12 protein-coding genes are annotated in these 17,067 nt (G+C 72.2%); 6 read left to right on the top strand and 6 right to left on the bottom strand.

From position 1 onward, the window contains the following. Window positions 1-28 precede the first annotated feature (28 nt). The 3 genes from LIX60_RS27060 to metH form a co-directional block, all read right to left on the bottom strand. On the bottom strand, window positions 29-1,627 hold the full coding sequence (locus LIX60_RS27060; protein ID WP_227961469.1) for an ABC transporter substrate-binding protein: 1,599 nt from the start codon (window positions 1,625-1,627) through the stop codon (window positions 29-31). A 442-nt stretch (window positions 1,628-2,069) separates the two neighbouring features. Then, the gene (locus LIX60_RS27055) at window positions 2,070-2,774 is read right to left on the bottom strand and encodes an HAD family phosphatase (protein WP_227961467.1); all 705 of its coding nucleotides are present in this window, start codon (window positions 2,772-2,774) and stop codon (window positions 2,070-2,072) included. Window positions 2,775-3,022: 248 nt separating this feature from the next. After that, window positions 3,023-6,532 (bottom strand): methionine synthase, encoded by a 3,510-nt coding sequence (gene metH / locus LIX60_RS27050; protein ID WP_227961464.1) that lies wholly within the window; start codon window positions 6,530-6,532, stop codon window positions 3,023-3,025. Between the two features lie 236 nt (window positions 6,533-6,768). Between metH and LIX60_RS27045 the strand changes: the two genes are divergently transcribed. The 6 genes from LIX60_RS27045 to LIX60_RS27020 all read left to right on the top strand — a co-directional run bounded on the left by LIX60_RS27045 (window position 6,769) and on the right by LIX60_RS27020 (window position 14,123). Next, on the top strand, window positions 6,769-7,533 hold the full coding sequence (locus LIX60_RS27045) for an IclR family transcriptional regulator (protein WP_227961462.1): 765 nt from the start codon (window positions 6,769-6,771) through the stop codon (window positions 7,531-7,533). Between the two features lie 246 nt (window positions 7,534-7,779). Then, window positions 7,780-8,571, top strand: a complete 792-nt coding sequence (locus LIX60_RS27040; RefSeq protein ID WP_227961460.1) for an MIP/aquaporin family protein — start codon at window positions 7,780-7,782, stop codon at window positions 8,569-8,571. 157 nt (window positions 8,572-8,728) lie between these two features. Then, window positions 8,729-10,270, top strand: a complete 1,542-nt coding sequence (gene glpK, locus LIX60_RS27035) for a glycerol kinase GlpK (RefSeq protein ID WP_227961458.1) — start codon at window positions 8,729-8,731, stop codon at window positions 10,268-10,270. Window positions 10,271-10,275: 5 nt separating this feature from the next. After that, window positions 10,276-11,895: a glycerol-3-phosphate dehydrogenase/oxidase gene (locus LIX60_RS27030; RefSeq protein ID WP_227961456.1), complete on the top strand. Its 1,620-nt coding sequence runs from the start codon at window positions 10,276-10,278 to the stop codon at window positions 11,893-11,895. A 211-nt stretch (window positions 11,896-12,106) separates the two neighbouring features. After that, the gene (locus LIX60_RS27025) at window positions 12,107-12,595 is read left to right on the top strand and encodes a LysM peptidoglycan-binding domain-containing protein (protein ID WP_227961454.1); all 489 of its coding nucleotides are present in this window, start codon (window positions 12,107-12,109) and stop codon (window positions 12,593-12,595) included. A 226-nt stretch (window positions 12,596-12,821) separates the two neighbouring features. Continuing rightward, window positions 12,822-14,123, top strand: a complete 1,302-nt coding sequence (locus LIX60_RS27020; protein WP_227961452.1) for a PAC2 family protein — start codon at window positions 12,822-12,824, stop codon at window positions 14,121-14,123. Window positions 14,124-14,205: 82 nt separating this feature from the next. Here LIX60_RS27020 and mshC read toward each other — a convergent pair whose 3' ends face one another. The 3 genes from mshC to LIX60_RS27005 all read right to left on the bottom strand — a co-directional run bounded on the left by mshC (window position 14,206) and on the right by LIX60_RS27005 (window position 17,042). Further along, entirely contained in the window at window positions 14,206-15,435 is a 1,230-nt protein-coding gene (gene mshC, locus LIX60_RS27015) for a cysteine--1-D-myo-inosityl 2-amino-2-deoxy-alpha-D-glucopyranoside ligase (RefSeq protein WP_227961450.1), read from the bottom strand. A 180-nt stretch (window positions 15,436-15,615) separates the two neighbouring features. Continuing rightward, the gene (locus LIX60_RS27010) at window positions 15,616-16,488 is read right to left on the bottom strand and encodes an SCO1664 family protein (RefSeq protein ID WP_227961446.1); all 873 of its coding nucleotides are present in this window, start codon (window positions 16,486-16,488) and stop codon (window positions 15,616-15,618) included. Continuing rightward, entirely contained in the window at window positions 16,452-17,042 is a 591-nt protein-coding gene (locus LIX60_RS27005) for a DUF3090 domain-containing protein (protein ID WP_227962941.1), read from the bottom strand. Before LIX60_RS27005 ends, LIX60_RS27010 begins: the two co-directional genes overlap by 37 nt. Between the last annotated feature and the right edge of the window lie 25 nt (window positions 17,043-17,067).

Below are 17,067 nucleotides of genomic sequence, written 5' to 3'. Positions count from 1 at the left end.
GCCCCCGTCGGTGCCACGACTGGTCAGGTCAGCCGACCGTGCGGCCGAGTTCCCACAGTTGCAGGACCGACGACGAGTTCAGCGCCCACTCCACACCGGTGACGGTGTCCCGGGCGGCGACGTACTGCTTGCCCTGCCACAGCGGCAGCAGTGGCACGTCCTCGGCGACGATGTCCTGGATCTCCTCGAAACTCTTGGTGGCGCCGGTCCGTTCGGCCTGCTGCCGGGTCTCCGGAATCAGCTGGCTGTGGATCTCCTTGTTGTCGTACGGGCTGTTGAGGAAGTTGTCCTCGGAGAAGAACGGGGCCGTGAAGTTGTCGGGGTCGGGGAAGTCCGGGAACCAGCCCATGCCGTAGACGGCGTACTCGCCCTCCGTCTGGCTGGGGCGGAACGTCTTCCACGGGACGCCCTTGATCGTTACGTCGAAGAGACCCGTTCTGTTCAGCTGCTTCTGCAGGGTCTCGAACTCCATGGCCGTGGCCGGGCCGTAGTGGTCCGTGGTGTAGGCCAGCTCCAGCTTCACCGGGGTCTCGACACCTGCGGACGCCAGGGTCCTGCGGGCGGCGTCGGCGTCGGGCTCCCCGTACTGGTTGAAGAAGGAGTTGACGTGCGCGTCGACGCTGCTCGGGATCATGGAGTAGAGCGGCTGGGCGCTGCGCGCGTACACATCGCGGGCGAGTTCCTGGCGGTCGACGATCTGCGCGACCGCCCGCCGTACGGCCTTCCGGCCGGCCACCGGGTGCTCGGTGTCGAAGACGAGGTAGCGGATCTCCTGGCCGGGCATCTCGACCAGCTCGATGTCCTTGTCCTCGCCCTTCGCCAGCCGGGCGATCTGCTCGGGGGACATGCTGCGGGTCATCAGGTCGATCTCGCCGGCCTTGAGGGCCTTCTCCATGGCCGTGGAGTCCTGGAGGATCCGCAGCTCGACCTTGTCGTTCCGGAGTTTGAGCTGGCCCTGGTAGTTCTGGTTCCTGGTGAAGGTGAGGGACTGGACGGAGCCGTCCTTCTCCTTCGTCTCCAGGGTGTAGGGGCCGGAGCCGGACACCTCGAAGCCGTCGCGGAGCGCGCCCTGCTTGTAGCTCTGGGAGTCCACGATGGCGGCGGCGGGGGTGGCGAGCTTGTACGGGAAGGTCGCGTCCGGCTTCTTGAGGTGGAAGACGACCTCCAGGTCCCCGAGGGTCTCGATCCGGTCGATGTTCGAGATCAGGGAGACCGGGCCGTTGGGGTCCTCGATCCCCAGGGTCCGCTCGACCGAGAACTTCACGTCCTCGGCGGTGAGGAGGTTGTCGTTGGAGAACTTCAGGCCCTCGCGCAGGGTGCAGCGGTACTGCTCGTTGCGCCGGTCGGAGAAGCCGCATTTGGTGGCCGCCTCGGGGACCGGCTCGCTGCCGGAGCGGGGCAGGGCCATCAGCGTCTGGAAGGTGTTGCGCAGGACGTTCCAGGAGGCCATTTCGTAGGCCAGCGCCGGGTCGAAGGGCGCCGGGTTGTCCTTGGTGAGGACGAACTGCTCCGTGGTGCCGACGACGATCGCGTCGTCCGCCGCGGATCCCCCCGTGGCACCGCAAGCGGCCAGGACCGGCACCAGCAACCCGATGGCGGCCGGCCGTGCCAGAGTCTTGCGATTCATCGTCGGGGTTCTCCTGCATTGCGATCCGTCCCGGGGACCATACCGACCTCGGCACGCTGGTCACAGGGGCTGTGGTGAAGTTCTGGCGAAACATTAGTCGGCACTGCCAGGGATGCTGGAACGGGGCGAAGTTGACGCTCCATAACACGCTGATAACAGCCGAGCCCCGTCCACTATCCGGACGCCGGAATGATTGCCGCGTTCACTGACCTATGGGGACAGAAGGGTGCGCATCCGGGCCGCCACGGGCGCGGTAGAACACTCCTGTCCAGCCTTGTCGACCGGCACAGGCGTGAGAAAGGTCACGTCGTGGATTTCCGGCGGGATCACCGCGGGATCACGGCCGGATCACCGGGAATTCCCCCGCGCATTCGTTACGGAAAATGACCGGACAGGCGCCGACGGTCGTGTTCTTTCCGCCACCATACGCACCGTGTGCGGTTCAGTGCATTCCCGTGATCAATCCGTGCAGAAAGGGAAGGTCGACTTCTTCGAGAGAGCTGACGACGGGGCGCCGCGGGGCCGGTTCGATGGGGACCACCGAGGGCACGGCCACCACCGGGCAGCCCGCCGCCTCCGCCGACGCCACGCCGGTCGGGGTGTCCTCGATCACCGCGCAGCGCGCGGGGTCGGCTCCCAGCTTGGCGGCCGCCATCAGATACGGGTCCGGGTGCGGCTTCGTCCGCTCCAGCTCGTCCCCGGCCAGGGTGAGGTCGAAGTGCGCGGCCCCGACCGACTCCAGGACCCGGTCGATGACGCGCCGGTGCGAGGCGGAGACCAGCGCGGTCGGCACCCGGTGCGCGGCCAGCTCGGCCAGCAGCCGGCCGGCTCCGGGCATCAGCGGCACCCCGCGGCCCATCATCTCCTCGAAGCGGTCGTTGAGGAGCACGGAGAGCTCGGGGACGGTGATGTCGGCGCCGGTGACCTCGATGAGGTAGCCGGCGCTGCGGCTCATGGGGCCGCCGACCACGACCTCGCGGTGGTGGTCGTGGAGGATGTGGCCGAGTTCGGCGAAGACCTCCACCTCGGCGTCCCACCAGAAGCCCTCGGTCTCGACGAGTGTGCCGTCCATGTCGAGCAGCACGGCCTGCAGGGTGGTGGTTCCCTCGGCCGTCCGGGTGCCGAGCGCGGGGATGCTGCTGGTCATCCTTGCCCCTCTCGTGAAAGGTCGCCGGCCGTGTCCGGCCTCGGAGGCCAAAGAGGGCCGGCCGCGGCCCCGGGTGGGGGTGCGACCGGCCGTGCCGGACCGACCAGTGTACGACGAGCCGCTACCGAGCGTCGCGGCGAGGCGTCCGTGCGCCACTCCGGGTCACCCGCCGCCCGTACCCGCCCCCGGGCGGCGCGGGGCGGGTACGGGCGGCGGGCGGGGAGGGGCCGTGCGGGGCCCTCCCCGCCCTACCGGGCGTTGAAGTACTTGGCCTCGGGGTGGTGGATGACGATGGCGTCGGTGGACTGCTCGGGGTGGAGCTGGAACTCCTCCGAGAGCTCGACGCCGATCCGCGAGGGCTCCAGCAGTCCGGCGATCTTCGCCCGGTCCTCCAGGTCGGGGCAGGCCCCGTAGCCCAGGGAGAAGCGGGCACCGCGGTACTTGAGCGCGAACATGTCCTCCATGGCCGCCGGGTCCTCCCCGGCGAAGCCGAGTTCGGCGCGCACGCGGGCGTGCCAGTACTCCGCCAGGGCCTCCGCCAGCTGGACGGAGAGGCCGTGGAGTTCGAGGTAGTCGCGGTAGGCGTCGGCGGCGAAGAGCTTGGCCGTCTCCTCGCCGATCCGGGAGCCGACGGTGACGACCTGCAGGCCGACCACATCGGTCTCGCCGGATTCCTCGGGGCGGAAGAAGTCGGCCAGGCAGAGCCGGCGGCCGCGGCGCTGGCGGGGGAAGGTGAAGCGGGTCCGCTCGGCGCCGTCCTCCCCCAGGATGATCAGGTCGTCGCCCTTGGAGACGCAGGGGAAGTAGCCGTAGACGACGGCGGCCTCCAGGAGGTTCTCCGTCTGGAGCCGGTCGAGCCAGCCGCGCAGCCGGGGACGCCCCTCGCTCTCCACCAGCTCCTCGTAGGTGGGGCCCTCGCCGGTGCGGGACTGCTTGAGCCCCCACTGCCCCTTGAAGAGCGCGCCCTCGTCCAGCCAGGAGGCGTACTCCTTGAGCTGGATGCCCTTGACGACCCGGGTGCCGCGGAACGGCGGGGTGGGCACGGGGTTGTCGGTGGCGACGTCGGAGCGGACGCCCTCCGCCGGCTCCGGCTCGGCGATCTCCAGGTCGCGCCGCGGGACCCGGCGCTGCCGCAGTTCGGGGAGGGTGGCGCCGGGGACGCCGCGCTTGACGGCGATCAGGGCGTCCATCAGCCGCAGGCCCTCGAAGGCGTCCCGGGCGTAGCGGACCTCGCCCTGGTAGATCTCGTGGAGGTCCTGCTCGACGTAGGCGCGGGTGAGGGCGGCGCCGCCGAGGATGACGGGGTAGTCGGCGGCCAGCTTGCGCTGGTTGAGCTCCTCCAGGTTCTCCTTCATGATCACGGTGGACTTGACCAGGAGGCCGGACATGCCGATGACGTCGGCCCGGTGTTCCTGCGCCGCCTCCAGGATCGCGGAGACCGGCTGCTTGATGCCGAGGTTGACGACGGTGTAGCCGTTGTTGGAGAGGATGATGTCGACCAGGTTCTTGCCGATGTCGTGGACGTCGCCGCGGACGGTGGCCAGCACGATGGTGCCCTTGCCCTCCTCGCCCTCGGCCTTCTCCATGTGCGGCTCCAGATGGGCCACGGCCGTCTTCATGACCTCGGCGGACTGCAGCACGAACGGCAGCTGCATCTGGCCGGAGCCGAACAGCTCGCCGACGACCTTCATGCCGGCCAGCAGGGTGTCGTTGACGATCTCCAGGGCGGGGCGCTCCCGCAGGGCCTCGTCGAGGTCGGCCTCCAGGCCGTTGCGCTCGCCGTCGATGATGCGGCGCTGCAGGCGCTCGTCCAGCGGCAGGGCGGCCAGCTCCTCGGCCCGGCCCGCCTTCATCGACTTGCTGTCCACGCCCTCGAACAGCTCCAGGAACCGCTGCAGGGGGTCGTAGCCCTCGCGGCGCCGGTCGTAGATCAGATCGAGGGCGACCTCGCGCTGCTCCTCCTCCAGCCGGGCGATCGGCACGATCTTGGAGGCGTGGACGATGGCGGAGTCGAGCCCGGCCTTGACGCACTCGTCCAGGAAGACGCTGTTGAGCACCATACGGGCGGCCGGGTTGAGCCCGAAGGAGATGTTCGACAGGCCGAGGGTGGTCTGGACGTCCGGGTGGCGGCGCTTGAGCTCGCGGATCGCCTCGATGGTGGCCAGGCCGTCCTTGCGGGACTCCTCCTGGCCGGTGGCGATGGTGAAGGTGAGGCAGTCGATGAGGATGTCGCTCTTGTGCACGCCCCAGGTGCCGGTGAGGTCGGCGATCAGGCGCTCGGCGACGGCGACCTTGTGCTCGGGGGTGCGGGCCTGGCCCTCCTCGTCGATGGTCAGGGCGATCAGCGCCGCCCCGTGCTCCACCGCGAGCTGGGTGATCCTGGCGAAGCGCGATTCCGGCCCGTCGCCGTCCTCGTAGTTGACGGAGTTGATGACGGCGCGGCCGCCGAGCTTCTCCAGCCCGGCCCGGATGACGGCGGGCTCGGTGGAGTCCAGCACCAGCGGCAGGGTGGAGGCGGTGGCGAAGCGGCCGGCGATCTCCTCCATGTCGGCGACGCCGTCACGGCCGACGTAGTCCACGCAGACGTCCAGCAGGTGGGCGCCCTCGCGGATCTGCTCGCGGGCCATCTCCACGCAGTCGTCCCAGCGGCCGTCCAGCATGGCCTCGCGGAACTTCTTGGAGCCGTTGGCGTTGGTGCGCTCCCCGATCGCCAGGTACGCCGTGTCCTGCCGGAACGGCACGCTCTGGTAGAGCGAGGCCGCGCCCGGCTCGGGACGCGGCTCCCGCGCGGCGGGGGTCAGGTCCCGGACGCGTTCGACGACCTGGCGCAGATGCTCGGGGGTGGTGCCGCAGCAGCCGCCGACCAGCGACAGCCCGTACTCGCGGACGAAGGTCTCCTGCGCGTCGGCCAGTTCGGCCGGGGTGAGGGGGTAGTGGGCGCCGTCCTTGCCCAGCACGGGCAGCCCGGCGTTGGGCATACAGGACAGCGGGACCCGCGCGTGGCGGGCCAGATGGCGCAGATGTTCGCTCATCTCCGCCGGACCGGTGGCGCAGTTCAGGCCGATCATGTCGATGCCGAGCGGCTCCAGGGCGGTGAGCGCCGCGCCGATCTCGGAGCCCAGCAGCATCGTGCCGGTGGTCTCCACCGTCACGGACACGATCACCGGGAGGTCCGTGCCCGTCTCCCGGAGGGCGCGCCGGGCGCCGAGGACGGCGGCCTTGGTCTGCAGCAGATCCTGCGTGGTCTCCACCAGGAGCGCGTCGGCGCCGCCGGCGATCATGCCCTCGGCGTTCTGCTGGTAGGCGTCGCGCAGCACGCCGTAGCGGACGTGGCCGAGGGTGGGGAGCTTGGTGCCCGGGCCCATCGAGCCCAGGACCCAGCGCGGGCGGCCGTCCCCGGCGGTGAAGGCGTCGGCCGACTCGCGCGCGATCCGCACCCCGGCCTCGGAGAGCTCGAAGATGCGGTCGGCGATGTCGTACTCGGCGAGCGCGGCGTGGTTGGCGCCGAAGGTGTTGGTCTCCACACAGTCCACCCCCACCGCGAAGTAGGCCTCGTGGACCGAGCGCACGATGTCGGGGCGGGTGACGTTCAGGATCTCGTTGCAGCCCTCCAGCTGCTCGAAGTCCTCCAGGGTCGGCTCCTGCGCCTGGAGCATCGTCCCCATCGCCCCGTCCGCCACGACCACCCGGGTGGCCAGTGCCTCCCTCAGTGCGGAGACGCGGTCGGTGCTGCTGGTGGATGGCTGGATCGAGCCCATGGAAAACTCCCTGAGGTGCGACGGCTGTCGGCTTTGCGCCCTTCATGCGGAGAGCGCACCCGGTCAGCGTAGCCGTGATGGTGCCCGGGGTCCGGGGCGTTCCACTGGGCGGACTATGTTCCGGCCACGGGCAGCCGCCGGGGATTCCGCCGGGGGGTTCCCGGTGCGGTACCCCCGGGTCGGCATAGGCCGATACTGTTCAGCATTGCCGAATCCGCAACGATGGAGGTTGCCCGATGGCTCGGACCATCCAGTCCCTGGAGCGGGCCGCGGCGATGCTGCGGCTCCTGGCGGGCGGCGAACGCCGGCTCGGCCTGTCCGAGGCGGCCGCCGCGCTGGGACTGGCCAAGGGCACCGCGCACGGCATCCTCCGCACGCTCCAGCAGGAGGGTTTCGTCGAGCAGGACCCGGCCTCGGGCCGCTACCAGCTCGGCGCCGAGATGCTGCGGCTGGGCCAGAGCTATCTGGACGTCAACGAGCTGCGGGCGCGGGCCCTGGTGTGGACCGACGACCTGGCGCGGTCCAGCGGGGAGAGCGTCCACCTGGGGGTGCTGCACCAGAGCGGCGTGCTGATCGTGCACCACGTCTTCCGGCCGGACGACAGCCGGCAGGTCCTGGAGGTCGGCGCCATGCAGCCGCTGCACAGCACGGCGCTGGGCAAGGTGCTGGCGGCCTACGACCCGGTGGCGCACGCCGAGGCCGTGGAGGGCGAACGGGAGGCCTTCACGGGCCGCACGGTGACCGGTGCGGAGGAGTTCGAGGCCGTCCTCGACCTGACCCGGGCCCGGGGCTGGGCCTCCGACATCGAGGAGACCTGGGCCGGAGTGGCCTCCGTGGCCGCACCCATCCACAACCGGCGGCGGATGCCCGTCGGAGCGGTGGGCGTCACCGGAGCGGTGGAGCGGGTCTGCGACGGTGCCGAACTGCGATCGCGGCTGGTCGCAGCGGTGCGGGATTGCGCCCGGGCGGTTTCCCGGGATCTCGGCGCCGGGCGATTCTGAACACCCTCTGTCACCCTTGCTCTACGCACGGGTCGAATCGGCGGCTTTTTCGCCCGCGGGCTCTTGACGTGCTGGGACCCGTGAAGAAAACTGCCGTTCTCCGGTCGGCATTGTCGAACACCTAACGACAATATTGATCACGGTGCCGCCAGCCGCCGACCGGTGACCGCCCTCACCGAGGGCACGGGCCAGGGGTGGGACCCCGGGCCCGTCCTGCCCCCTGGACGAAGGACAAAGGAGTCGCGGGTGTCCAGCTCCGACATCTTCATCGGCGAGACCATCGGGACCGCCGTACTCATCCTCATGGGCGGCGGCGTCGTGGCCGCCGTCACCCTCAAGCGCTCGAAGGCCCTCAACGCCGGCTGGATCGCCATCGCCCTCGGGTGGGGCTTCGCGGTCCTCACCGGCGCCTACATCGCGGTCGGCGTATCCGGCGCGCACATCAATCCGGCGGTCACCCTCGGCCTGGCCATCCAGGGCACCACCGAGTGGTCGGACGTGCCGCTCTACTTCGCCTCGCAGATGCTGGGCGCGATGATCGGCGCCGCCCTGGTCTGGCTGACCTACTACGGCCACTTCCGTGACCACCTGACCGACCCGCAGGTCCTGGCCGAGGCCCGGACCGGCCCGGAGGGCCTGGTCGAGCAGGACAACGCCCCGTCCGCCGGACCCGTGCTCGGCATCTTCTGCACCGGCCCGGAGATCCGCAACGCCGTGCAGAACCTGATGACCGAGACCATCGCCACCACCGTGCTGGTCCTCTCCATCCTCACCCTGGGCCTGACCGAGGGTCTGGGCGTGTCGGGCACCGGCGTGCTGATCGTCGCCCTCGTCGTGGCCGGTATCGGCTTCTCGCTCGGCGGTCCGACCGGTTACGCCATCAACCCGGCACGCGACCTCGGTCCCCGGATCGTGCACGCGCTGCTGCCGCTGCCGAACAAGGGCGGCTCCGACTGGGGCTACGCCTGGGTCCCGGTGGTCGGCCCGCTGCTCGGCGGCGCCCTCGCCGGCGGGATCTACCAGCTCGCCTTCGCCTGATCCCCGTCCGCACCACGGGCGCCGCACACACCGCGGGCGCCGTACGCACCACGCGCACCACACGCACCACACGCACCACACGCACCACACGCACCGGAGCATTGAGCCACCCCCCGTCCCGCATGCCCCTCCCGCCATCGGACTCCAGGAGCACACCGTGACCGACGCGCACACCGCCGGCCCCTTCATCGCCGCCATCGACCAGGGCACCACCTCCAGCCGCTGCATCGTCTTCGACACCGACGGCCGGATCGTCGCGGTCGACCAGAAGGAGCACGAGCAGATCTTCCCCAAGCCGGGCTGGGTGGAACACGACGCCGCCGAGATCTGGACCAACGTCCGGCAGGTCGTCGACGGCGCCGTCGAGAAGGCCGGGATCACCGCCGCCGACGTCAAGGCGATCGGCATCACCAACCAGCGCGAGACCACTCTTCTGTGGGACAAGGCCACCGGTGAGCCGGTGCACAACGCCATCGTCTGGCAGGACACCCGGACCGACGCGCTCTGCCGCGAGCTCGGCCGCAACGTCGGCAAGGACCGGTTCCGCCGCGAGACCGGCCTGCCGCTGGCCTCCTACTTCGCCGGCCCGAAGATCCGCTGGCTGCTCGACAACGTCGACGGCCTGCGGGAGCGCGCCGAGGCCGGCGAGATCCTCTTCGGCACCATGGACTCCTGGGTCATCTGGAACCTCACCGGCGGCCCGGACGGCGGCGTCCACGTCACCGACGTCACCAACGCCTCCCGCACCATGCTGATGAACCTCCACACCCTTGAGTGGGACCCGAAGATCCTGCACTCGATGGGCGTGCCCGCCGCCGTGCTGCCGGAGATCCGCTCCTCCGCGGAGGTGTACGGCGAGGCGAGGAGCGGCGCGCTCGCCGGGGTGCCCGTGGCCTCGGCCCTCGGCGACCAGCAGGCGGCGCTGTTCGGCCAGACCTGCTTCGAGAAGGGCGAGGCCAAGTCCACCTACGGCACCGGAACGTTCCTGCTGATGAACACCGCCGGGGAGCCCGTCAACTCGTACCACGGGCTGGTCACCACGGTCGGCTACCGCATCGGCGACCAGGCGCCCGTGTACGCGCTGGAGGGCTCGATCGCCATCACCGGCGCGCTCGTCCAGTGGATGCGCGACCAGATGGGGCTGATCAACAGTGCGGCGGAGATCGAGACGCTCGCCAGCTCCGTCGAGGACAACGGCGGCGCCTACTTCGTCCCGGCCTTCTCCGGGCTCTTCGCGCCGTACTGGCGCGACGACGCCCGCGGTGTGATCGCCGGCCTCACCCGTTACGTCACCAAGGCCCACATCGCCCGCGCCGTCCTGGAGGCCACCGCCTGGCAGACCCGGGAGATCACCGACGCCATGCGCAAGGACTCCGGCACCGAGCTGGCCTCCCTCAAGGTCGACGGCGGCATGACCTCGAACAACCTGCTGATGCAGACCCTCGCCGACGTCCTGGACGCCCCCGTGGTGCGCCCGCTCGTCGCCGAGACCACCTGCCTCGGCGCCGCCTACGCGGCCGGACTCGCCGTCGGCTACTGGCCGGACACCGACGCGCTGCGCGCCAACTGGCGCCGCGCCGCCGAGTGGACGCCCCGGATGGACGCGGCGGACCGCGACCGCGAGTACAAGAACTGGCTCAAGGCCGTGGAACGGACCATGGGCTGGCTCGAGAACGACGAAGACGAACAGGAGCACTGAGTCCGATGACGATCCCGATCCCGCAGAGCCCTCCGGCCACCGGAGACTCCCCGGCCGCGGCCCTGCGGCCCGGCGGCCGCGCCGAGACCCGCGACCGGCTCTCCCGGGGAACCTACGACCTGCTGGTGATCGGCGGCGGCATCCTGGGCACCTCGGTCGCCTGGCACGCCTCGCAGTCGGGTCTGCGGGTGGCGATGGTGGACGCCGGCGACTTCGCCGGCGCCACCTCCTCCGCCTCCTCCAAGCTCGTCCACGGCGGTCTGCGCTACCTGCAGACCGGCGCGGTCAAGCTGGTGGCGGAGAACCACCACGAGCGGCGGGTGCTGGCCAAGGACGTGGCCCCGCACCTGGTCAACCCGCTCACCTTCCACCTGCCGGTCTACAAGGGCGGTCCGCACGGCGCGGCCAAGCTCGGCGCGGGCGTCTTCGCCTACTCCGCGCTCTCGGCCTTCGGCGACGGCGTGGGCCGGGTCATATCCCCGGCCCGCGCGGCCGCCGCCAACCCGGCGCTGCGCACCGAGAACCTCAAGGCCGTGGCGGTCTACGGCGACCACCAGATGAACGACTCCCGGGTCGCCGTGATGACCGTACGGGCGGCCGCCGGATCCGGTGCCGCGGTCCTCAACCACGCCGAGGTCACCGGTCTGCGCTTCACCCGCGGCCGGGTCACCGGCGCCGAGCTGCGGGACCGGCTGGACGGCACCGAGTTCGGCGTCGACGCCCGTCTCGTCCTCAACGCCACCGGCCCCTGGATCGACCGGCTGCGGCGGATGGAGGACAAGAACTCCGACCCCAGCATCCGGCTCTCCAAGGGCGCGCATCTGGTACTGCGGCGGAAGGCGCCGTGGCGGGCCGCCATGGCCACGCCGATCGACAAGTACCGCATCACCTTCGCCCTCCCCTGGGAGGACCAGCTGCTGCTCGGCACCACCGACGAGCCGTACGAGGGCGACCCTGCGGACGTCCGGGCCACCGAGGCCGACATCGCCCAGATCCTGGACGAGGCCGCCCACTCGGTGCGCGACGAGCACCTCTCACCCGATCTGCTGACCTACGCCTTCGCCGGCCTGCGGGTGCTGCCCGGCGGCCCCGGCGGGGTGGAGCAGGCCAAGCGGGAGACGGTGGTGACCGAGGGCCGGGGCGGCATGCTGTCCGTCGCGGGCGGCAAGTGGACGACGTACCGCCACATCGGCCGCGTGGTCATGCGCAAGCTGGCCTCGCTGCCGGACGGGGCGCTCGCCGAGGACATGGAGCCGCTGTCGCAGCTGCCGCGCCGGGTGCCGCTGCCGGGGATCGCCAATCCGAACGCGGTGGCGCACCGGCTGCTGGTCAGCCGGGAGCCCGGCTCCCGGATGGACCCGCTGACGGCCCGCCAGCTGGCCACGCACTACGGCTCGCTGGCGCTCGACATCGCCCGGCTCGCCGACGAGGACCCGGCGCTCGGCGAGCGCATCCACCCGGACGGGCCGGAGATCTGGGCCCAGGTCGTCTACGCCCGCGACCACGAGTGGGCCGAGACGGCCGACGACGTGCTGCGCCGCCGGACCACCCTCACGGTCCGCGGTCTGGACACCCCGGAGATCCGCGCCCGGGTGGAGGAGATCCTGGCCGCCCGCGCGGGCTGAGCGGGCCGCGACCGGAGGGGAGGCGGCCGCACGGCGCGGGCCTCCCACCGCCTCCCCTCCGTCTTCCCTCTGCCACGTCCCCGTCCGGCTCCCGGCGGACCCGCGGCGTGCGCCCCTCGAACAGCCGTGGCACGGACGGCGTTTGACCGCCCGTGGGTTCGGTACTCCAGGGGTGAAGGCCCATCACCACGACAGAGGGGGGCGTTCGACGATGACGAACCGCATCGACCAGCCGCGGGAGTGGGACCTGGTCGGCGACCCCGTCCTCATCGCGGGAGTCGGCACCGGCTTCGAGGCGAATCTGAGCTACCGGGTCGGCGAGGGCCACGACGAGGTGACCGGGTACTTCACGGTCGGCGGCGGAACCGGCGAGCACGGGCAGTTCCAGGTCCGGGCCGACGTCGGCAAGGCGGCCTTCACCCTGGACCGGCTGTACGTCCAGGTCTTCGAGGTCAGCGCCGCGGACGGCGAGGAGATCAACCTGGTGACCGTCCCCGTGATCTACGGCCCGCGGATCGTGCCCGGCTACATCGGCTACCGCGAGCACACCGTGGTGCGGGGCGAGACCCTGTCGGCCATCGCCCGGGCCCACTACGGCGACGCCCGCCTCTTCCCGCGCATCGTACGGGCCAACCCGCAGCTCACCGACCCGGACGTGATCGTCCCCGGGCAGCTGCTGCGGATACCCATCGGTGCGTGAACGCCCTCCCGCCGGGCAGGTTCTCCCCCGTGCGGAACGGACGCCGCACCCCGGCGCGGGCCGGGGTGCGGCGTCCGTCCGGCCCGGGACGCGGACGGATTCCGTGTCCCCCGGCCTGGCCTGCCGACGGCCGCGCCGGAAGCCGTAGGCTGGGTGCCGCACGTGACGGAACAGCAGCCGGGGTGCCGGGGGACGCGCCCCCGGCCGCGGCGGAAGGAGGCGCTGGGTGATCGAGCTCGAGGGGGTTCCCGAGCTGATCGACCCGGTCATGGTGGCCGCGTTCGAAGGCTGGAACGACGCGGGCGACGCCGCTTCCGCCGCGGTCGTCCACCTCGACCGGGAGTGGAAGGGCGAGGTCTTCGCGGCGCTCGACGCCGAGGACTACTACGACTTCCAGGTCAACCGTCCGACCGTCTTCCTCGAAGACGGGGTCCGCAAGATCACATGGCCCACCACCCGGCTCTCCGTGGTCCGGGTCGGCGGGGAGAAACCGCGCGATCTGGTGCTGGTCCGCGGTATCGAGCCGAGCATGCGCTGGCGCTCGTTCTGCAACGAGCTTCTCGGCTTCGCGCACGAGCTGGGCGTCGAGATGATCGTGATCCTGGGCGCGCTGCTGGGTGACACCCCGCACACCCGTCCGGTTCCGGTCAGCGGCGTCACCTCCGACCCCCAGCTGGCCCGCACCATGGATCTGGAGGAGACGCGCTACGAGGGCCCCACGGGCATCGTCGGCGTCCTCCAGGAGGCGTGCACCCACGCGGGGGTGCCGGCGGTCAGCCTGTGGGCGGCGGTGCCGCACTACGTGTCCCAGCCGCCCAACCCCAAGGCGACGCTCGCCCTCCTCAACCGGCTGGAGGACCTGATCGGGCTGCGCGTCCCCACCGGGGAACTGGTGGAGGACGCGCGGGCCTGGCAGCTCGGCGTGGACCAGCTGGCGGCCGAGGACAGCGAGGTCGCCGAGTACGTGCAGTCGCTGGAGGAGGCCCGGGACACCGCCGAACTGCCGGAGGCGTCCGGCGAGGCGATCGCGCGGGAGTTCGAACGCTATCTGCGGCGGCGGGACGGCAGGCCGGGCACCGCGCCGGGCGGCCACGCCACCGAGACCGGCTCCGCGCCGGAGGGGCGGGACAGCGGCTCGTATCTGCGGGACCCCGGGGCGGGAACCGGGCGCCCGGCGAAGCCCGTCACGCCGGAGGACACGGCCGGTGACGCGCCCGGCCGCCCGGCGGACGGGGAGGGCACGGACGGCGGCCGCGGCACCGCGGAGGGCGGGCCCGGCCGGGGTGACCCGGGGAAGGACGAGGCCGGGGAGGACGGAACCGGTGGCCGCGGCACCGGGAAGGGCCGCGGAGGCCGGAGCCGCCCGCGCGGCCGCGGAGGCGCGGGCCGGGAGCGCACGGACCGGGAGAAGGACGGGGACGGGGACGCGGACGGCGGCCCGTCCGGCGCCGGCTCCGGGAACTCCGGCGGCGGGAACTCCGGCAGCGGCGACGGCACGGAGGACGGCCCGGGCTCCGAGGACGAGTAGCGGCGGGCCCGCCGGAGAACGGGGCGCTCCCGGTACCGGGGGCGCCCCGTTCCTTATGAGCGGGATGAGCGGGCGGCCGGCCTCAGAGGGCCACGCCCAGCAGCGCGTCCACGGCGCGGGACACCAGTCCGGGCGCCGACTCGTCCGTGCCGCCGGTGGCCTCCTGGCCCGCGGCCCAGCGGTCCACTGCCGCCAGGGCCGCCGGGGCGTCCAGGTCGTCCGCCAGCGCCGCGCGGATCTCCTCGACGAGGGCGCCGGCCGGTGCCCCGTCCGGCCGGGAGACGGCCGCGCGCCAGCGGTCCAGCCGGGCCGTGGCCTCGGCCAGGTCGCCGTCGGTCCACTCCCAGTCGGAGCGGTAGTGGTGGGCGAGCAGGGCCAGCCGGATCGCCGCCGGGTCCACGCCCTCGCGGCGCAGCGCGGAGACGAACACCAGGTTGCCCTTGGACTTGGACATCTTCTCGCCGTGCAGGGCGACCATCCCGGCGTGGACGTACGCCTTGGCGAAGGGGCGCTCGCCGGTGAGCGCGTGGGCGTGCGAGGCGCCCATCTCGTGGTGCGGGAAGGCCAGGTCGGAGCCGCCGCCCTGGACGTCGAAGCCCATACCGAGGTGGTCCAGGGCGATGGCCACGCACTCGATGTGCCAGCCGGGCCGGCCGGGGCCGAGGCTCCCGCCGTCCCAGCTGGGCTCGCCCTCCCGCGCGGCCATCCAGAGCATCGGGTCGATCGGATCCTTCTTGCCGGGGCGGTCCGGGTCGCCGCCGCGCTCGGCGGAGAGCAGGCGCATCGTTTCCGCGTCGAGCCCGGCGACCTCGCCGAAGTCCGGGTCGGCCTGGACCGAGAAGTAGACGTCCCCCTCCAGCTCGTAGGCGGCGCCGGTCTCCAGGAGCCGCTCGACCAGCGGCAGGATGCCGGGTATGGCCTCGACGGCGCCGATGTAGTGGCGCGGCGGCAGCATCCGCAGGGCGGTCATGTCCTCGCGGAAGAGGGCGGTCTCGCGCCGGGCGAGCTCGGTCCAGTCGTCACCGTTGGCGACGGCCCGCTCCAGCAGCGGATCGTCGACATCGGTGACGTTCTGGACGTAGTGGACCTGCCGCTTGGTGTCGAGCCATACGCGCTGGACGAGGTCGAACGCGGTGTAGGTCGCCGCATGACCCAGGTGGGTGGCGTCGTACGGGGTGATGCCGCAGACGTAGATGCGGGCTACGGGACCGGGGTCGAGGGTGATCGTCCCCCCGGTCGCGGTGTCGTGGATCCGGAGGTCGCGGCCACGGCCGGGCAGGGCGGGGACCTCGGAAGCGGGCCAGGCATACATGTCATGAGCGTAACCGGATGCACTGTCCGGATACGAACCGGCCGCCGCACCTGGCCGGATAGGCCGTCTTGCGCGCGGGCCGGCGGGATGCCCTCCCGTACGGCCCGCCGCTACGACCCGCCGGTACACCCCGGTTCGGTGGCCCCGCCCGGCACATCGGCCCGGCGGGCCGGCCGGGGATCAGATCGGCGGCCAGGGGATCGCCGGCCAGTCGCCGCCGGGTTCCGGGTGGCGCCCCGTACGGAGCAGCCGGGCCACCCGCGCCCGGACGGCGTCCGTCTCGGCGGGGGTGATCAGCTCGCCGAGCCGGGCGGCCAGCGGGCCGCCGGGGGCGAGCTCCTCCGCCAGCCGCTCCAGCACCCCGACCGCCTCCGCGGGCAGCGGTTCCCCGGCCCATCCCCACAGCAGGGTGCGGAGTTTGTCCTCCGCGTTGAACGTCACGCCGTGGTCGATGGCGTGGAGCCGGCCGCCCGCGTCGGGCAGCAGATGGCCGCCCTTGCGGTCGGCGTTGTTGACGACCGCGTCGAACACGGCGAGCCGGCGCAGCCGGGGGTCGTCGGCGTGGACGAGCAGGGCGGTGCGCCCCTCCCCCACGTCCGCGAAGCCGACCGCCCGCCAGCCGGGCCCGGGCTCCTCGGCCTCGACCAGGGCCAGCAGGGCGGCCTCCGGGTCCGCCTCGATCCACAGCTGGCACATGCCCTCGCCGTAGGGGCCGTCCCGCAGCACGGTCGGCGGGACGAGATCCCAGCCGGTGGCCCGGGAGACCTCGTAGGCGGCCGTCTCGCGGCGGGCGAGGCTGCCGTCGGGGAAGTCCCAGAGCGGGCGCTCACCGGCGACGGGCTTGTAGACGCAGGCCGCGCGCCGCCCGTCGAGTTCGGCGGTGCAGCGCAGCACGGCGTTCGAGGCGCCGGAGACCCGGCCGTCCACGGTCAGTTCGCCGCGCGCCAGCAGGGCGAGGGCGCCGGGCGGGCCGCCGGCGGGCGCCCCGTCCGCCGGGCCGGCCGTCTCCGCAGAGGTCACAGGCCCCGGCGGTATCCGTTCTGGCGCGGACATACGTGTCCTTCCGGGTCGAGCGGCAGGCTGCACAGCGGGCAGGGCGGCCGTCCGGCGTTGACCACGTCCATCGCGCGCTTGGCGAACGCGCGGGCCATGTTCCCGGTGAGGCGCACCCGCAGCACGGGCGGGCCGTTCTCCTCGTCCTGCAGGAGCTTCTCCTCGGCCTCGGCCAGATCCTCCTCGGACCCGGCCTCCAGTTCGACGAGGGCCTGCGCCTCCACGATCATGCACTCGTCCTCGCCGTCCCAGGCCAGCGCCATGGTGCCGACGCGGAACTCCTCCTCCACCGGCGTTTCGAGCGGCTCGGTGTCGGCCTCCTCGGCGGGGGCGACGGCCGGTACGGGGGCGTTGCCGCCGGTGCGGCGCACCACCTCGTCCAGCAGTTCGTCTATGCGTTCGGCGAGCGCCTCGACCTGGGTCTTCTCCAGAGCGACGCTCGTGGTCCGGCTGCCCGCGCTTGCCTGGAGGAAGAAGGTCCGGCGCCCAGGCAGTCCGACCGTACCGGCGACGAACCGGTCCGGCTGGTCGTAGAGGAACACCTGACGGGGCACGTCCTGCTCCATGTCTGCTCGGTGG

Source organism: Streptomyces sp. S07_1.15 (genome assembly GCF_020739505.1).
Classification (GTDB): domain Bacteria; phylum Actinomycetota; class Actinomycetes; order Streptomycetales; family Streptomycetaceae; genus Streptomyces; species Streptomyces xinghaiensis.
Note: the sequence above shows the minus strand (reverse complement) of the source record. Positions and strands in the feature narration are given on the sequence as shown.